The sequence below is a fragment of the Desulfosarcina widdelii genome, from assembly GCF_009688965.1.
In the GTDB taxonomy this organism is placed as follows: domain Bacteria; phylum Desulfobacterota; class Desulfobacteria; order Desulfobacterales; family Desulfosarcinaceae; genus Desulfosarcina; species Desulfosarcina widdelii.
Genome location: NZ_AP021875.1, coordinates 4,951,482 through 4,968,157 on the forward strand (window position 1 = coordinate 4,951,482; position 16,676 = coordinate 4,968,157).

15 protein-coding genes are annotated in these 16,676 nt (G+C 56.1%); 4 read left to right on the forward strand and 11 right to left on the reverse strand.

What is annotated here, in order from left to right:
* Positions 1–360 precede the first annotated feature (360 nt).
* The gene (locus tag GN111_RS22745; RefSeq protein WP_155305952.1) at positions 361–1,023 is read right to left on the reverse strand and encodes a response regulator transcription factor; all 663 of its coding nucleotides are present in this window, start codon (positions 1,021–1,023) and stop codon (positions 361–363) included.
* Between the two features lie 4 nt (positions 1,024–1,027).
* Positions 1,028–3,226, reverse strand: coding sequence for a cache domain-containing protein (locus GN111_RS22750; RefSeq protein ID WP_155305953.1), 2,199 nt, complete (start codon positions 3,224–3,226; stop codon positions 1,028–1,030).
* A gap of 369 nt (positions 3,227–3,595) precedes the next feature.
* Between GN111_RS22750 and GN111_RS22755 the strand changes: the two genes are divergently transcribed.
* Complete coding sequence (locus GN111_RS22755) at positions 3,596–3,856, forward strand: tetratricopeptide repeat protein (protein ID WP_155305954.1); 261 nt, start codon at positions 3,596–3,598, stop codon at positions 3,854–3,856.
* A 174-nt stretch (positions 3,857–4,030) separates the two neighbouring features.
* Here GN111_RS22755 and lipA read toward each other — a convergent pair whose 3' ends face one another.
* The 8 genes from lipA to GN111_RS22795 form a co-directional block, all read right to left on the reverse strand.
* On the reverse strand, positions 4,031–5,002 hold the full coding sequence (gene lipA, locus GN111_RS22760; RefSeq protein WP_155305955.1) for a lipoyl synthase: 972 nt from the start codon (positions 5,000–5,002) through the stop codon (positions 4,031–4,033).
* Positions 4,977–5,675, reverse strand: coding sequence for a lipoyl(octanoyl) transferase LipB (gene lipB / locus GN111_RS22765; RefSeq protein WP_155305956.1), 699 nt, complete (start codon positions 5,673–5,675; stop codon positions 4,977–4,979). The genes lipA and lipB overlap by 26 nt, the downstream gene beginning before the upstream one ends.
* Before the next feature lie 270 nt (positions 5,676–5,945).
* Positions 5,946–7,412 carry an aminomethyl-transferring glycine dehydrogenase subunit GcvPB gene (gene gcvPB, locus GN111_RS22770; protein ID WP_155305957.1) on the reverse strand — a complete coding sequence of 489 codons (1,467 nt, stop codon included), beginning with the start codon at positions 7,410–7,412 and terminating at the stop codon, positions 5,946–5,948.
* On the reverse strand, positions 7,409–8,743 hold the full coding sequence (gene gcvPA / locus GN111_RS22775; RefSeq protein ID WP_155305958.1) for an aminomethyl-transferring glycine dehydrogenase subunit GcvPA: 1,335 nt from the start codon (positions 8,741–8,743) through the stop codon (positions 7,409–7,411). Before gcvPA ends, gcvPB begins: the two co-directional genes overlap by 4 nt.
* A 5-nt stretch (positions 8,744–8,748) precedes the next feature.
* The gene (gene gcvH / locus GN111_RS22780; RefSeq protein ID WP_155305959.1) at positions 8,749–9,147 is read right to left on the reverse strand and encodes a glycine cleavage system protein GcvH; all 399 of its coding nucleotides are present in this window, start codon (positions 9,145–9,147) and stop codon (positions 8,749–8,751) included.
* Between the two features lie 44 nt (positions 9,148–9,191).
* Positions 9,192–10,472: an aminomethyltransferase family protein gene (locus GN111_RS22785; RefSeq protein ID WP_155305960.1), complete on the reverse strand. Its 1,281-nt coding sequence runs from the start codon at positions 10,470–10,472 to the stop codon at positions 9,192–9,194.
* Positions 10,473–10,497: 25 nt separating this feature from the next.
* A complete protein-coding gene (locus GN111_RS22790) occupies positions 10,498–10,941 on the reverse strand; it encodes an Lrp/AsnC family transcriptional regulator (RefSeq protein ID WP_155305961.1) in 444 nt (147 codons plus the stop codon).
* A 314-nt stretch (positions 10,942–11,255) separates the two neighbouring features.
* Positions 11,256–12,101, reverse strand: coding sequence for an EamA family transporter (locus GN111_RS22795; RefSeq protein WP_155305962.1), 846 nt, complete (start codon positions 12,099–12,101; stop codon positions 11,256–11,258).
* Positions 12,102–12,302: 201 nt separating this feature from the next.
* On the opposite strand from GN111_RS22795, the gene GN111_RS22800 reads away from it, so the two are divergent.
* Both GN111_RS22800 and GN111_RS22805 read left to right on the forward strand, forming a co-directional pair.
* Positions 12,303–13,130 (forward strand): motility protein A, encoded by an 828-nt coding sequence (locus GN111_RS22800; protein WP_155305963.1) that lies wholly within the window; start codon positions 12,303–12,305, stop codon positions 13,128–13,130.
* Positions 13,131–13,228: 98 nt separating this feature from the next.
* Positions 13,229–13,981: an OmpA/MotB family protein gene (locus GN111_RS22805; protein ID WP_170302419.1), complete on the forward strand. Its 753-nt coding sequence runs from the start codon at positions 13,229–13,231 to the stop codon at positions 13,979–13,981.
* Positions 13,982–13,994: 13 nt separating this feature from the next.
* Here GN111_RS22805 and GN111_RS22810 read toward each other — a convergent pair whose 3' ends face one another.
* Positions 13,995–14,456, reverse strand: coding sequence for a DUF4124 domain-containing protein (locus tag GN111_RS22810; protein WP_155305965.1), 462 nt, complete (start codon positions 14,454–14,456; stop codon positions 13,995–13,997).
* Positions 14,457–14,841: 385 nt separating this feature from the next.
* Here GN111_RS22810 and ftsH point away from each other — a divergent pair, with 385 nt between their 5' ends.
* Positions 14,842–16,659, forward strand: coding sequence for an ATP-dependent zinc metalloprotease FtsH (gene ftsH, locus GN111_RS22815; protein ID WP_155305966.1), 1,818 nt, complete (start codon positions 14,842–14,844; stop codon positions 16,657–16,659).
* The last annotated feature ends 17 nt before the right edge of the window (positions 16,660–16,676 follow it).

Below are 16,676 nucleotides of genomic sequence, written 5' to 3' on the forward strand. Positions count from 1 at the left end.
TTTCCTTTTCTTGAGATGAATGAACTAAATAAATGAGGGATTAAGAGATGAATGATATTTATGCGCAGGGGCGAGAGAAAACAATCGGGTGAGAACGGATTTTGATATTGCCACCGATCTGAAGGGATCTAATCTTTTAACCTACAGGAAAATAGGTCCGGAAAAACAATAATTGGAAAAAGGCAGCATCCGGGGGGACAGCGGCGAATTCGTTCGTGTCCGTTCAGAAATAGTCAAATTGGTTTGAGATCAAGGCTTTCGAAAAATTTTTCCGGAGGTATATGGGTTGATATTCCGAGGGAAAATTTTTCGTATAACGCAGATATCGGACTAATTGGGCATTTATGGATGGACACGATGTTATTTTGACGTTTTTTGCAGCCAATAAACGGCAACCTTGACCAGTTCGGTGTAATGCTTGAGATTGAGCTTCTCTTTGATCCGTTCCCGGTAGGTGCCGATGGTCTTGATGCTCAGTTTCATGCGGCTGGCGATCTCGCGGGTCGACATGCCTTCGCCGATGTAGCGAAAGACTTCAAGCTCCCTTCCGGTCAACTGGTCCAGGGGCGAGGTGTCGACCGGAGCGTTGGGGGACATCAAGCGTTGAAACACTTTTTCCTTGACCTTGTCGCTGGCGTAAAGTTTGCCGTCGAGCACCTGGTGAATGGCCTCCACTGCAACGGGAATGGCTTCCTGCTTCATCAGATAGCCCCGTGCACCGGCCAGAAGCGCCCGCTCGGCGTAAAGCGATTCGTCGTACATGGACACCACCAGTACGGGCAACCCCTGGAACCGGCTGCTGATATCCTGGATCAGATCGATGCCGCTGCTTTCTTTGAGGGAAATGTCGGCAATGACCAGGTCGGGTTGAAGCGCTTTAATGGCGCGGATCGCTTTTTTGTGGGTATCCTCGCTGCCGCAGACCACCAGGTCCTCGGCCTTGTTGATCAGTTCGCTCATCCCCAGGCAAAAAATCGGGTGATCGTCGACAATGAGAATTTTTTTTCGCCGTTCGGTCGCCATGTACTTATAGTCCTTCGCTGACAAAGGGCGCTGTTTTCAAAAAAACGTCAATGGCAGTGCCCGTTTCGCTATTGCTGTCGATGCGAAACGTTGCCTGAATAATTTTGGCACGGTACTGCATGATTTGCAAACCGATTCCACCCGATTTCATCTCTTTGGGCAACCCTTTGCCATTGTCGACCACTTTCAGGTGGATGCGGCCATCCTCCCTGAGCAGATGAATCTCGATCCGGTCGGCTTCCGCGTGTTTGACCGCATTTTGAATGGCTTCCTGAGCGATGTAGTAGAGATGGGTGGCCACGGTATTGTCCGCCACGACGACCTGATCGTCGCCCTTGAACCTGCAGTCAGTGGCAAAGACCGCTTCGGTTTGCCGGGCGACGTCTTCCAGAGCGGCGTTCAGTCCGTGTGCAACCAGATGAACCGGGCAAAGCCCCCGGGAAAGGGTGCGGGCCTTTTCGGTGGCCGATTCCATCAGATCGACCACCTTCTGGGCCAGGGGAACATCCGGTGAAGCACATTCGCGGAGGTTTTCGGCCAGTACGGTGTTCAACCCATGAATCCCGATCAAATGCGGGCATAGATCGTCGTGCAGGTCCTGGCCGATGCGGCGTCGGACCTGGTCGCCGATGTCCATCACCTGCTGCTGGAGTTGCTGGGACAGGGTGACGTCCCTGAGGATGATGACGCTTCCTTCCAGTTCCCCCCTGCGATTTCGGAAGGTGGCCCCGCTGATGCTGACATCCACGATGCGCCCGCTTTTGTTGTAGCGCCGTGTGGGGACGCTGGACAGGGTCTCGCCGGCGATCATGGTGGCGATCATGCGATGGGTTTCCTCCCAGTTTTCCTCGGGGACAAAGTGGTCCATTTTATGACCGAGGCAGGATTCCAGGGGCCATCCAAAAATTTTCGTGAAGGCCGGATTAAAGTAGGTAACCAGGCCCTGCATGTCATAGACGACAATGGGGTCGGGAGCAGCCTCCATGACGGACCGGTAGCGCGCTTCGCTCTCTTTTAACGCCTCTTCGACCTGGCGCCGCTGGTCCATCTGTTTTTCCAGGTCGTTGCGGTAGGCTTCGATGCGGTCCGCAAAGCGATTGTAGTAAAGGGCCAACTGGCCCATCTCGTCTTCGGACGCGGGAACCATGCGCGAAGAAAAATCCCCCGTCATCATGAGATTGAAATGGTGAATCAGGTTTTTCAACGGCCGGGTGATGGAACTGCTGATCTTAAACGAGATGGGAAGCAGCAGCAGAAAGGTCAACACCGCCGTTGCCAGGATCATGCTGCGGATCGTCCGCAAGGGGGCGTAAAATTCGTCCAGATAGCTGCAGGCCCCCACGATCCAGTCAAATTCGGGAATATGGTCGAACATGACCAGCTTGTACCTGGCTTTACTTTCGTCGGGATTCTTCCACGGATAGCTTATTTTTCCGGATTTCTCGTGCTGCATTTGAACCAGGTACTGGTTGGGCAGATCGTCGCTTTCCAGTATGTTGACCCCCTGGATTTTGGGATGGATGATGGCCTTGCCGTTTCCATCGATGACAAAGGAATATCCGGTTTCTCCAAAACGCATTTCCAGAACGCTTTTCTCGAAATCTTCCACATTGACCAGGCTCATGAACTCGCTGCGGTAGCTGGAGACCGAAACGATCCAATCCCAGGGTTCGAAATAAAGCATATACAGGGCCTTGGGCCTGGCGTCGGACTCGCCCGGATTTTTCCAGTCATACTCCACATACCCCTTTTTCCTGGCCATCTGGGTCCTGACGAAGGCAAAATCGGCAACATTGGCCGAAAGAAGCTCCTGTCGGGGATGAAGGGTCACATTCCCGGCACTGTCGAGGCAGTAGATATATCCCGAGTCCCCGATCTTCTGGGCCAGCAAAAGGGGGGTGACGGTTTCCTTGGCCTGGCTTTCGGAAAGGTTCCCTTTTTGCTGCAGGTCGTAATAGTGCCGGATGATATCGATGTTTTTCTCGGCCACGGCCCGCAGATGATTCTTGATCGAAACGGAAACGGACGTGCGCACAAGATTCTGGATGGAGCGGGTCGTATTGTTCAACTCGTTTTCCAGGCTGACCGTCAATTGATTGCGAACGAAGAAATAGATGAAAGCGCTGCCCATGGAGATGGAAAGAATCAGGACCAGGCTGTAACCGAACAGCAATTTGTGCCGAATGCGGATTTTTTTAAACATGGCGGTCTTGTCTCTTTTATAAGCGGGTATACGGAAGTTATCCCGATACGATGGTGGTTTTGGATAGCACGCCACCCTCGGGCACTCAATTGGTTTTTTTCGGAAGGGGCGTGCGTGCGAAGAGACGGAAAAATAGAGGAAAGGCGGAAAATCAAGTGGTATATAGAACCTGTCATTGCTTTGCCCAGACCAGGCTGAATGCTGGATCCGGCTAACCGGCATGGACGAATCGATCCGTTTGACAAACCGGCAACCCCGGTGAGCGGCCGCCCTCTTTTTTGTTCAGCAGTCTCTGTAAATACCGACCTTTGAGACGGGATTTGTAAGGCTATCCGCCTTAATCCAGTTACACCTATAACTTACCTAAATATGTTAGCATGGGCCTATTTTCATAATGAACAGTATGAAGAAGCGATACCGCTATGGAATAAGATTATAGAGCTTAATCCCGATTATCTCTTTGCGTATCAAATGTCAGGTGATGAGATCAAAGCACGTGAATCTGTTGTTGAAATTTTAAGGATTAAACCAGCTTACTCTATGGAATGGGTAAAAAAATTGACTATTAAAAATGACGAACGTAAAAAGCGCATAGTTGAGGCATATCGCAAGGCTGGAATCCCGGAGTAGCAACTGTAAAAAGCTCCCATTAATGCAGGGTTTGCAATTCTAAAACCTGTTATACCTCCAACGATCCTGCGATAATCCTTAAGATCGCCGAACGCCTCCGTTTTGGGCATGTTCCCGCGCAATTACGATTTTCTATGGTCTTCAGCCTTAATGGATAGCGGCAAGGGGACGGGGTTATGGCTGCTTGTCGGAGTACATCTCTCCGGCGTGGTAGGAACTTCTCACGAAAGGGCCAGAGGCGACTTTGTCGAAGCCGATTTCCAGGGCGACCCGGCGCCAGCGGTCGAAGGCTTCCGGCGGTACAAACTCGACCACGGGCAGATGGTTTGCGGTGGGTTGCAGGTACTGGCCGATGGTCAGCATGCGGCAGCCGGTGGCGTGAATGTCGGCGATGGCCTGCCGGACCTCGTCCTCCGATTCGCCCAAACCCAGCATAATGCCGGACTTGGCCGGGATGGCCGAATCGATCTGTTTGACGCGGGCCAGCAGATCCAGGGAACGGCGGTAGTCGGCTTCAGGGCGAACCGTCGGGTAAAGGCGCGCGACGGTTTCCATGTTGTGGTTGAGCACCTCTGGGCGGGCGGCCATGACGGTTTCCAGGGCCTTCCGGTCACCCTGAAAATCCGGAATGAGAACTTCCACCTGAACGCCGGTGATCTTTTCCTTCAGGGCGCGGATGGTGGCGGAAAAATGAGCGGCCCCACCGTCCGGCAGGTCGTCCCGGGTCACCGAGGTAACGACCACGTAGCGCAGCTTCATGTCGGCGGCGGCTTGGGCCACTCGCCGGGGTTCGTCGGGGTCCAGGGGGCCCGGTTGGCCGCCGTCGATGTTGCAGAAGCGGCAGTTGCGGGTGCAGGTGCCCCCCATGATCAGAAAGGTGGCCGTGTGGGCGGAGAAGCATTCGAACTGGTTGGGGCAGTTGGCCTCCTGACACACGGTGTGAAGCCGGCCCTTGTCGATCATGGACCGGATGCGCTCGTACGCCGGGCCCGATGGAAGTTTTCTTCTCAGCCAGGCAGGCTTGCCGGTGCGGATGGATGTGGGTTTTGGGTTTGTTGAGTTCATTGAGTTTTGGGTTTGTTGCGTTTGTCGGGTTGAATGGTTTTCCGCTGCCGACTTTCTACATCTTGAATGCGATCTTCCCATACAATTGTTCTGCGGGCAGGGTTGTCAATGAAATTCCGAAAACGACCGACAGGTGCCGGGCCATTTCCCCGCATGCCTCCTCCATGGGAACGGGGCCGCCCATGTGGCGTTCGAAAGAGGTCATGCGCACCCGGTCGAGGCCGCAGGGATTGATCCAATCGAAGGGTTCCATGTCCGTGTTGACGTTCAGGGCCAGGCCATGGAAGCTGACGCCCCGGCGGACGGTGATGCCGATGCTGCCCAGTTTGTTGCCGCCCAGCCAGACACCGCGGTTGGCCGGATCGGTACCGGCAGGGATATCCCAGTGGGCGGCGGTGCGGATCATGGCCTGCTCCAGGCCGGAAACAAAGTCCACCACCTTGATGCGCCGGCGCTTGATGTCGATGATGGGGTAAACCACCAATTGGCCGGGTCCGTGGTAGGTGATGTTGCCGCCCCGGTCGGTGGGCATCACGGCCACCTTTTTCTCCGAGAGAAAATCGTCCGAGACGCACAGGTTTTCCCGGCCGCCGCGCCGGCCCAGAGTAAACACCCGGGGGTGTTCCAGGCACAGAATTACGTCGGCCTCCAACCGGCCGGAATTTTTTGATTCGACGACGGCCAGTTGGAGGTCGAGGGCCTTCTGGTACTTGGTTTCCGGCAGTTCGACCCACCAGCAGGGGATTTCTCGCATCTCTTTTTTCTCAGGTGAATTGGGCACCGTTCAACATTGATAAACTCGTAAAATTTACCAGATGCGTCATGCCGGACTTGATCCGGTATCCAGAACCCATTGAGATTACTGGACTCCGGCCTACGCCGGAAGGACGAAAAGATGAGGCTTTCGATTTTTTAAGAGACTGTCAACCTTACCTTAGATACTTCCCGGCAATCGCGGGAGCGGCTTCCAGCCGCGATTCGTGCCGGCCCATTTTTTCGCGGCAAGATGCCGCTATTACGTACGTCAACCCTGCAGGCAAGGATGTCTGGCCGCCGCCGTCTCGTCCAGACGACGCACCTTGGGAAACTGGGGCGATTCGTGCAGACATTCGGGGCACGTCCTGGCTTCCTCGGCGATCTGCTTCAGGGCTTCGATGAACAGGTCAAGCGTCTCCTTGGATTCGGATTCGGTAGGCTCGATCATGATAGCCCCGCTGACCACCAGCGGGAAGTAGATCGTGGGCGGATGAAATCCATGGTCCATAAGCCGCTTGGCAATGTCCAGGGTGGCCACGTGGTATTCCTGTTGGTGCTTGTCGGTGAAGACGCACTCGTGCATACAGGGCCGGTCGTAGGGCAGATGATAATGCCCTTTGAGGCTTTCCTTGATATAATTGGCGTTGAGCACCGCGTACTGGCTGACCTGCTTGAGCTGCCTGCCCAGACTGAGGATATAGCTGTAGGCCCGAACCAGGATGCCGAAGTTGCCGTGAAAGGCATGCACCTTGCCCACGGAAAGCGGGCAGTCCTCATCGAGACGATAGCGATCACCGTCTTTTACCACCCGCGGAACGGGGAGAAACGGCTCCAGTTCCTCGGTTACGCACACCGGGCCGGCACCCGGACCGCCGCCGCCGTGGGGAGTGGAAAAGGTTTTGTGCAGGTTCAGGTGCAACACATCCACTCCGATGTCGCCGACATCCACAATTCCCATGATGGCATTCATGTTGGCCCCGTCGCCGTAAACCAGTCCGCCCTTTGCGTGGACGATGTCGGCAACCTGGCGGATATTGCTTTCGAAGAGCCCCAGGGTGTTGGGATTGGTGATCATGATGCCGGCGGTCTCTTCATCCATCAGATCGGCCACCGTTTCAGGCAGCAGAACGCCGTCCGGTCCGGATTGGACCGCAACGGGCTTGAAACCGCACAGGGCCGCACTGGCCGGATTGGTGCCGTGGGCAGTGTCCGGGATGAGAACTTTGCTGCGCGGCTTGCCTTTGTTTTTATGATAGGCGGCGAAAATCAGCATGCCGGTCAGCTCTCCGTGGGAGCCTGCGGCCGGCTGCAGGGTCACGGCCGGCAGTCCGGTGATTTCTCCCAGAAAATGCTGCAGGTCGAACATGAGGGTCAGGGCGCCCTGGGAGAGGCTTTCCGGCAGCAACGGATGGGCGCCGGCAAATCCGGGAATGGCTGCCTGGCGCTCGTTGGTTTTGGGGTTGTATTTCATGGTGCAGGAGCCCAGCGGGTACATGCCGCTGTCCACACCGAAGTTCCATTGGGAGAGTTTGGTGAAGTGCCGGATCACGTCGGGCTCGGACAGGTCCGGGAAATCGGGGCCGTCGCCCACCAGTTTTTCGTCCAGCGGGGCCTTTTCCACGTCGCGGCGGGGCAGGGAGATTCCCGTGCGGCCCGGGGAGCCTTTCTCCCAGAGCAGGGGTTCGTTGAAAATCAGGCCGGTGGTTCCCATCTTATCTTTTATTTGGTCTTTCATCGGGTCACCTCCTTTACCAGGGCATCCAGGTCCTCTTTGGACAGCGTTTCGGTGACGCACATGAGCCAGCAGTCGGCCAGCTCCGGGTAGTAGGGCGCCAGGTTCAAACCGGCAACGATCTTCTTTTCCAGCAGGGCCTGCCAGGTATCGGCAAACCCATCGGGAAAACGGACCACGAATTCGTTGAAGGTCGGCGCACTGAACGGCGAGGCGCATCCGGCGTCGGCCAGGGCGGCTTTGAGATACTCGGCCCGGTCGCGGTTTAGATTCGAAAGTTCACGAATGCCCGTACCGCCCAGGGCCGCCATGTACATGGTGGCAGCGGTGGCGCACAGGCCCTGATTGGAACAGATATTGGACGTGGCTTTTTCCCGACGGATATGCTGCTCGCGGGTGGCCAGGGTCAGCACGAAGCCGGTCTTGCCGTCCTTGTCCGTGGTTTTTCCGATGAGCCGGCCCGGCATGGTGCGCACATATTTCTGGCGGGCGGCGAACATGCCCAAACCGGGGCCGCCGAAGCTTTGGGGAATGCCCAAGCTCTGGCCTTCGCCGCAGGCGATGTCTGCTCCGCAGGCTCCGGGACTCTTGAGCAGTCCGTAGGCCAAGGGTTCGCTGAATGCCACCACGAAGAGGGTTTTCGGGTCGGCGTGGATGGTCTGGCCGGCCGCTTCCAGATCCTCGATACAGCCGAAGAAGTTGGGACTTTGCAGGGCCACACCGGCCAATTCGCCCAGATCGGACAGGCCGGAGAAATCGGTCAGGCCGTCAGCGCCGACGGGCAGTTCGATCACTTCAAAATCCGTGGGCGCAAAATAGGTCTCGACCACCTTGCGGTACAGGGGGTGCACGGCCCGGGAAACGGCCACCCGCTTGCGGCGGGAGGCCCGGATCGTCATCAGCAGGGCTTCGGCCAGTCCCGAAGCCCCGTCGTACATGGAGGCGTTGGCCACCTCCATGCCCAGCAGCCGGCAGACCAGGGTCTGGTATTCGTAGATGGTCTGCAGGGTCCCCTGGCTGATTTCCGGCTGGTAGGGTGTATAGGCGGTGAAGATCTCGCCCCGGAGCAGCAACTGGCGGGTGGTCTCAGGAATGTAATGATTGTAGCTGCCGGCCCCGAGAAATACCTTATAGGCCGAAGAGGCCCCCATGCCGGCGGCCAGGCGGTCCATGTGCCCGTTGAGTTCCCATTCGGTCAAGGGGTCGGGCAGGTTCATTTCGTCCTTCCGGCGGCAGTCGTCGGGAATGCTGGAAAAAAGCGCCTCCAGATCCGCCGCGCCCGCCACCTGGAGCATCTGTTGAATGTCTTCCTGGGTGTGGGGCAGGTATCGCATGGTTGCTATCCTTTCAACATTTCGAGGTAGTCGGCCTTGGGTTTGAGGGCGTCGAATTCGCCCGCATCGCTGGCCTCGATTTCGATCATCCAGCCGCCGTCGTAAGGATCGTTGTTGACCCGCTCGGGTTCGTCGGCCAGGCTTTCGTTGACGGCCGTTACCTTACCGCCCATGGGCATGTACAGCTCGGATACGGCCTTGACCGACTCCACGGTGCCGAATTCCGCGCCTTTGTCGAAGGTGCTGCCGACCTCGGGCAACTCGACGAAGACGATGTCGCCCAACTGGTCCTGGGCGTAATCGGAAATGCCGATGCGGACGGTATCGCCATCGGGTTTGGCCCACTCGTGGTCATCGGTGTAGCGAACGTTATCCGGCAGTTTCAATTCGCTGATCGCTTTCATTGATTTCCTCCCTGGTATCGTTGTTGCGATTCAAAGCGCGGCAATTACCGCGACAATAACATTTCTGAAAATGGTTTACGGGCGGTGCGGTCGGGGCGTACATCGTCCGTGATGGTGACGGTAATTTTGCGGCGGCTGTCGGCCAGATCCACATGTTCGCCCGGGGACAATTTCCGATCGACTTTCACAAAGCCGCAGCACAGCCCCCGGGCCTTGAAGGCCTCCGGCCGGTCCGGACTGGCAACGCTGAAAATCCTGCCATCGGCACGTCCGATGCCCATGTCCGTTGCGCAGGTAAGTACGGTGCCGATGCTGCGGCCGTCGGCATCAAGTACGCGGGATTCTTCGCCGGCCGTTATTTTGCGCAAATCCTTTCCCACGAAGGCTTGGGTGAAGAGGACTTCGGCGGGATTTTCCAGGGCGGGCCTACCGATGAAATCCTTGGTGAACCCGGTCTGGTCGGCCGTAAAAGGCAGGGCAAAGGGCCAGGGGTGGTTGATGAACGGCCAGTGGCCGATGTCCTGATGGGAAAGGGGCAGCACGGCGCCGGCCCGCAGGCTGTCCCTTGCGGCCAGACCGCAGGGTTTGATGCCGTAGGCATAACCGGCGGCAAGCAGGTTTTCCCACAGACTTTCGATTTTATCCGGCGCCAGAAAAATTTCAAAGCCGAACTCTCCGGTATAGCCGGTGCGGGACAGCAGGATTGGTGTGCCGTCGTTTAAACGAACGGCATCGGCCACAGGAGAGGCCGGGTCGAAATGTCCCTTGAAGGAAAAGTAAGGCATGCCGGTAAATACGGCATCCGGATCGGCAAGCAGCGGGGCGAGAATTCTGGCCGCCGCCGGTCCCTGGATGTCCATTTTTCCCAATCGGTCCGTCAGGTCGACCACTACCGCGTGCCGGCCGCCCCGGTTCTTCTCAAGGTGGTCGGCAATGGCCCCGCCCATGCCGGCATTGACCACCACGAAATAGCTTTCCGCCGCCATGAAAAAAACGATGGCGTCATCGATGCTGTGGCCTTTTTCGTCCAGAAAGGCGCCGTAGACGGCGCGCCCCGGCCACAGCGGCTTTCTGGACGGTCCCATACAGGCGTTAAGGTCATTGGTAAAGCAGTGCTGCAGCAGGTCTGATGCATCCGGTCCGGTGACCGTAACGGCCGCCATATGGCTGGTATCGAACATGCCGGCCGCGGTGAGGACGGCCAGATGTTCGTCCTTCACTGACGCGTACCACAGGGGCATGTCGTAGCCGCCGAAATCGGCCATGTTGGCGCCCTGCTTTTTATGCCAACTGTTGAGGGGGGTGGTTTTGATGGTGGTTGGCATGATGCCTCCTAATCAATGCGGTATCTCAAAATATATACGGAACCTTCAAGTTGTAGCTTTTATAAACCACGAACGTTTCCACGGACTGCACGCCGTCCAGCTTGGAAACCTCTTCGGTATAAAATTCCAGGAGTCCGAAGCCTTCTTTGAGCAGGACCACCAGGATCAGGTCGAAGCGCCCGGTGACCACGCTGACCGATACCACCCCGCGAATCTGGCTGAACTCGGCGCCTTTTTTTACCAGATCCATGGTGCTCAGTTTGACGCCTACCATCACAACCCGGTGCCGGGGAACGGTTTCCGGGTCCACCAGGCCGACGATTTCCAGCACGCCCTCCTCTTCGAGCTTGCTGACCCGCGACCGGACCGTATTTTCGGAAACGCCGAGTTCATCGGCGATGATTTTGTAGGACTTCCGCCCTTCGCGCAGATGGCGGACAATGGAAACATTAAGATCGTCAATTTTCATCGGTAGCCTTTCGATCGAGCCTTATCTTTTGTTCTAATTGTATATGTGGAATCTGTCAAACAAAATTTATAAAACCGATGAAAACATCAAAAATATTTTAAAAAAGCGATGGAAAAATAAATTAGCTCGTTTGTGAAGAACCAAATACGATGGTCTCGTAAAAAGTACCAAATTCGTCATGCCGGACTTGATCCGGCATCCAGAACACATTGAAATAACTGGATTCCGGCCTGCGCCGGAATGACATCAATGGGCCAATTCGACTTCTAAGGAAGTGGTATCTATTGAGGGCATTTTTTTCGTTTGAGCGGCTTTTAAATCGCAATCAGAATCAATGCCCCGCCTGCGGCTGCCACCCCGATCCATTGCTGGCGGCCAAGCCGCTCGTGGAACACCAGCCAGGCCAGCATTACGGTAGCGGCCGGATAGAGCGAAGCCAGAATGGCGGCGATGTCCAGGCGGCCGACGTGGGCGGCCATGGCAAAGGCGGCATTGCCGGTCGTGTCCAGGATGCCTGCCAGGGCAATGGCGGTGAATTGGCCCCGGAACGGTTTGGTCAACTGCCGGCGGGCAGCCAACAGGACGAACATCGTCCCGATGGCCGCCGCACGGGCGGTCACCAGGGGCCACAAGATGGCCTGGCTGCTGGCATGATCCAGGAAGATGAAGAACAGGCCGAATCCCAGGCCTGCCAAAAGAGACAATTGCAGTTCTCTGCGTTCGATTTTTAAATGGCCTCCCGGAGAAGAAAGCAGCCATACCGCTGCCATGGCAATGGCAAATCCGATGATTCTCGGCAGCCCGGGAAAGCCTTCTACCAGAATTGAAAAAGACAACGGAATCAGGGCGGTCACTACTGCGGACAGGGGCGCCACCAGGCCCATGCGTCCCAGGGCCAGCCCTTTATACAGGAAGATCAATCCCAGCACGCCGAAAACACCGGCCAGACAGCCGGATAAAAGATGGGCAGCCGGCGGCAGGCTGCGGGAAAAAAGCATCGCCAGGACGAACAGGAGGGTGCCGCCGATCAACTGGGAAAAGAACACCACGGTGAGAGCGCTGCCCCGCCGGGAGGCCAACCCGCCGGCAAAATCCCCGGCTCCCCAGGCCAGGGCGCTGGCCAGCCCGCAGACGATGGACATGGATTCGGCAGCGATCATTTTTTCTCTTTTCGGCTTCCCGTTTTTTTGACGCATAAAATTCAGACCGGAAATTATTACCAACCCGGCAATTTTTTCTCAAGCGGACAGACATTCGAAAAGCAAAAAAATCAACAATTGCGCTGATTTTCTCTTTGAATGGGAATGGCATAAAATCTGCTTAACCGTGAACGTGAAATCACCAAGCGGAGGGAAGCAGACATGTTCAAAGGTTCCATTTTGTGGGCGGGAATCATGGTTTTCGGTATTGTTGCCGGTGACGCCATCGGCGATATTCCCGTGCTGGTTAACCTGAAGAGTGCGGTTCTGGTTCTTGTGGGAACCCTTATCGGAGGCTTGCTTTCGGCACCCGTCAACACGGTTGGAGGCTTCATTCACAATATATCCGCCAGCCTGAAAAGAAAACCGTCGGATCCGGAGGAATTGATCCGACAGATTGCCTCTCTGGGCCGCCTGCGACGGACGATGGGCATCCGGGAATTGAGCGTTCGTTATGAGGCCGTGGAAAATCCCTTTTTACGCCAGGGGTTGCTGCAGGTTCTCGATCAACGCAATCGGCAGCAGGTCGAAGAGGGCATGGAAAAAAAGATTTCTCTCTATCTGTCCGGACTGCAATCCCACCTTGCGGTGATCCAGTATTTTGTCAAACTTGCGCCGGTCTTCGGGTTTGTCGGCACCATTATCGGGCTGATCAATGTCTTGAATCATATGGGGGACGCCTCGCAGATCGGCTATGGCATGGCGATTTCGCTGCTGACAACGTTTTACGGGCTACTTCTGGCCAACTTCCTTTTCGCACCCCTGGCCGGAAAACTGGCCGTCCATATCCAGCGGGAAACCGTGACGTTGAATATCGTCATCGAAGGCGTGATGGCCATTTTCGACGAGTGCGCCTCGCTGGAAATCACCCACAGGCTGCTTTCCTATGTCGAAGCCGGGAACTCTTCCGGGATGCGGGAAGATACGGTAGGAACGCGCCCGTGGCAAAAATGGTTTGCCGCAACAAAGCAAAGCGGCATCGCCAGGTAGTGTAGATCCAGAAACAGGCAGCCATGATGATTCCGAATCGACATCATTCAACCTGGCGGGTATCCAAAACGCCGAATTGGAGGCGCAGGGGAAAACTGTTGCGTGCCGGTCAGGGCATGACCGTGGAAACGGATTCTTTTTTGTGGAGCCTGGCTGATCTGATGACGCTCATGCTCATCTTTTTCATCATGCTTTATGCCAACGCCGTTCAGCGTCCAACGCAGGCGGTCGTACAATCCGCGGCAACCGGAACCGCCGAAAGCGAAGCAAAGCCCGCAACCGATGATCGCATGGATGGGGTTTTTTCGGAAAACAGCGCTGAAATGGCGGTCCAGAAGGTTGACGGAATCAACGTGCAGCCGATTGAAGCTTCTGAGCAAAAGGCGCCCCGGGTCGAAAAGCATTCGCCGGACGAAGACCTGAACCATCGATTGATCGATGACCTGGCGGATCGTTTCACAGAGGATTTTTACGTTCGGTGGGAGGATCGACAGCCGGTGTTCGTGCTGGGTGAGCGGATTACCTTCAATGTCGGCCAGGCGGGACTGCTGGATGAGGCAAGGGGAACGCTGAGACGGGTGGCCCGGCTGATTTCCCGGATGAGCGTTTGTCAGGTCGTGATCACCGGCCATACCGACGACCTGCCGATTCATACCAAGGCGTTCCCCTCCAATTGGGAGCTGTCTGCCGGTCGCGCGGCCAGTGTGGCCAGGGCGCTGATCGAAAGCGGTGTGTCTCCCCGCCAACTGGTCATCCAGGGGCAATCCCAGTTCAAGCCACTCGTAAACAATACGAACGACACAGATCGGCGCACCAATCGGCGGGTGGAAATTTCCCTGATCTCCGGTTGAAAAAGGGGCCGGACTATTTCAACTGGTCGATTTTCTCCTGAAGCTGCCGGATCAGATTGTCCTTCATTCCTTGGGTAAAATTCGGACCCAAAGCTCTGTTGCGGACGGCTTCGATCTCTTTTTCCAGACGGTCCCGCTGCTCGGCGATCCGGCGATCCTTTTCCTCTTGCTGCTGCTGCTGGCGTTCTTCTTCCTGGCGGGCCTTTTTTTGAGCCTGCTGGTCAAAGTGCCGATCCGCCTCCTCGCTGGCCTCTTCCACCATGCGGTCATATTCCTGTCGTTTCTGGTCGGCGCCTGCCTGATCGTACTGTACCTCTTCGATGGTCTGGACCTTATCGATGCCTTCAGGCGGCTGCTCGTTGGAATAGTGCTTGACGCCATCAGCGTCCGTCCATGTATAGATCGTTCCGGCCGGGACCGTATTGCTAACCAACAGTAAACAAGCGGTCAGGGCGATAAGGGATATCCAGCGCATACGCACCTCCTGATGCGGACCAGCGGGGTTGTCTCCATCAGTCGCTATGGCTGCGACCGCAGAGGAGAAAAATCATCGATTCGTACTTAACGTACGGAAAATACCTGTAAAATATATAATTATTTTCGCGCAAGTCAACCCATAAGTCGTTCCCGAACCTCTCCGAAGGGTGTGGGGTCGAGTTTCGTTGCACATCAAGGGAGTCCTATGCTAAATAAAAATACTTGTGCCGATTTTTTGTTCCCAAACCGGGTGCAATGCTCCCCGTACCAACCGCAACGTTTCAACTTCCGGTGTGTATTGGTTTCTTCGGCCGATGGTCGGAAAGCAGACCGCCTGTTTTGCGGATGGCTGTTGTTTCCCATAAAGACAAAGAGAGCTGACCATGGAAAAAAAACATCAGTTTAACCTCTCCTACATCCTGATGGCCATCCTGGGAGTACTGATCCTGCAAAATTTGCTCATGGGGCAGTTCAGACCCCGGGTCATTCCTTACAGCGAGTTTGTGCAGGCGGTTATGGATGATCGGGTCAAGGAGGTTTCAATCGGTTCGACGGCCATTCACGGTAAAATGAAGGATGCCGGCGGTGATGAATTTCTTTTTAAAACCGTCCGGGTGGACAACGATCTGTCCACAAAACTCTCCGAACACAATGTTAAATACTCCGGTCAGGTGGAGAACACGTTTTTTCAGACTCTTTTTTCATGGCTGATTCCCATTTCCATTTTTTATTTCATCTGGTTTTTCCTCATGCGTCGCATGCAGGCGGGGGCTGCCGGCATGATGACGCTTGGAAAGAACAAGGCCAAGCTGGTTGGCGAACACGATATCGAAACGCGGTTTGCGGATGTGGCAGGTGCCGATGAGGCCAAGGAGGAACTCCAGGAGGTTGTCAGTTTTCTCACCGAACCGGAGCGCTACCAGAATCTGGGCGGCCGGATGCCGAAAGGTATTTTGCTGGTGGGCCCGCCGGGAACCGGCAAGACGTTGCTGGCCCGGGCTGTGGCCGGCGAGGCCGGTGCACCGTTTTTTTCCATCAGCGGCTCCGATTTTGTGGAGATGTTTGTGGGAATGGGGGCCGCCCGAGTACGCGACCTGTTCACCCAGGCCCGGGAAAAAGCGCCCTGCATCATTTTCATCGACGAGTTGGATGCATTGGGCAAAGCCCGGGGCGCAGGCATGGTTGCTGGACACGACGAGCGCGAGCAGACATTGAACCAGTTGCTGGTGGAAATGGACGGATTTGATTCCAGAAAAGGCGTGGTCATCATGGGAGCAACCAACCGTCCGGAGGTGCTGGATCCTGCGCTGCTGCGCTCCGGTCGATTCGACCGGCAGGTTTTGGTGGACCGCCCCGATGTAAATGGGCGCAAAGCGATTTTAGAGATTCATGCCAAAAACATCAAGCTGGCCGCGGATGCGGACCTGGAGGTGATTGCCCAGAAAACACCCGGATTTTCCGGCGCGGATCTGGCCAACGTGGTGAATGAAGCGGCGCTGCTGGCAGCCCGCAGGCACAAGGATGCCGTGGGACTGGCCGAATTGGACGAGGCGGTGGACCGTCTCATCGGCGGGCTGGAAAAGAAGAACCGGGTGATCAATCCCAAGGAAAAAAAGATCGTGGCCTACCACGAAGTGGGCCACGCCCTGGTGGCCGCACTGACGCCGGGATGCGATGCCGTGCACAAAATTTCCATTATTCCAAGGGGTCTGGCGGCGCTGGGATACACCCAGCAGCGGCCCACCGAGGATCGCTACCTGATGAGCCAAAAAGAGCTGGAGGCTAAGATCGACGTGCTTTTAGGGGGACGGGTGGCGGAAAAGATTATGTTTCAGGATGTGACCACCGGCGCCCACAATGACCTCCAGCGGGCCACCGATATTGCCAGGGCCATGGTTTCCGAATACGGCATGGGCGAGACGCTGGGACTTTCCACCTATCCGCGCAACCAGGGGCCGGGCTTTCTTGGGCAGTCCGCATTCGGCGCAACACGGGAATACAGTGAAAAAACCGCTGCCCACCTGGACGAAGAGGTCCGTCAGATCCTCGATCAACGGGAAAACCGGGTCACCGAACTGATCATGAATAAAAAAGAAACCCTCATTGCGGTGGCCACGCGCCTGCTGGAAAAAGAAGTCCTCATGGAGGACGAGTTTATGGCCATGGTCGATGCTGGTATGAATGAAGACAGCGGCGAATAAGTGCGGGAGATGGTAAC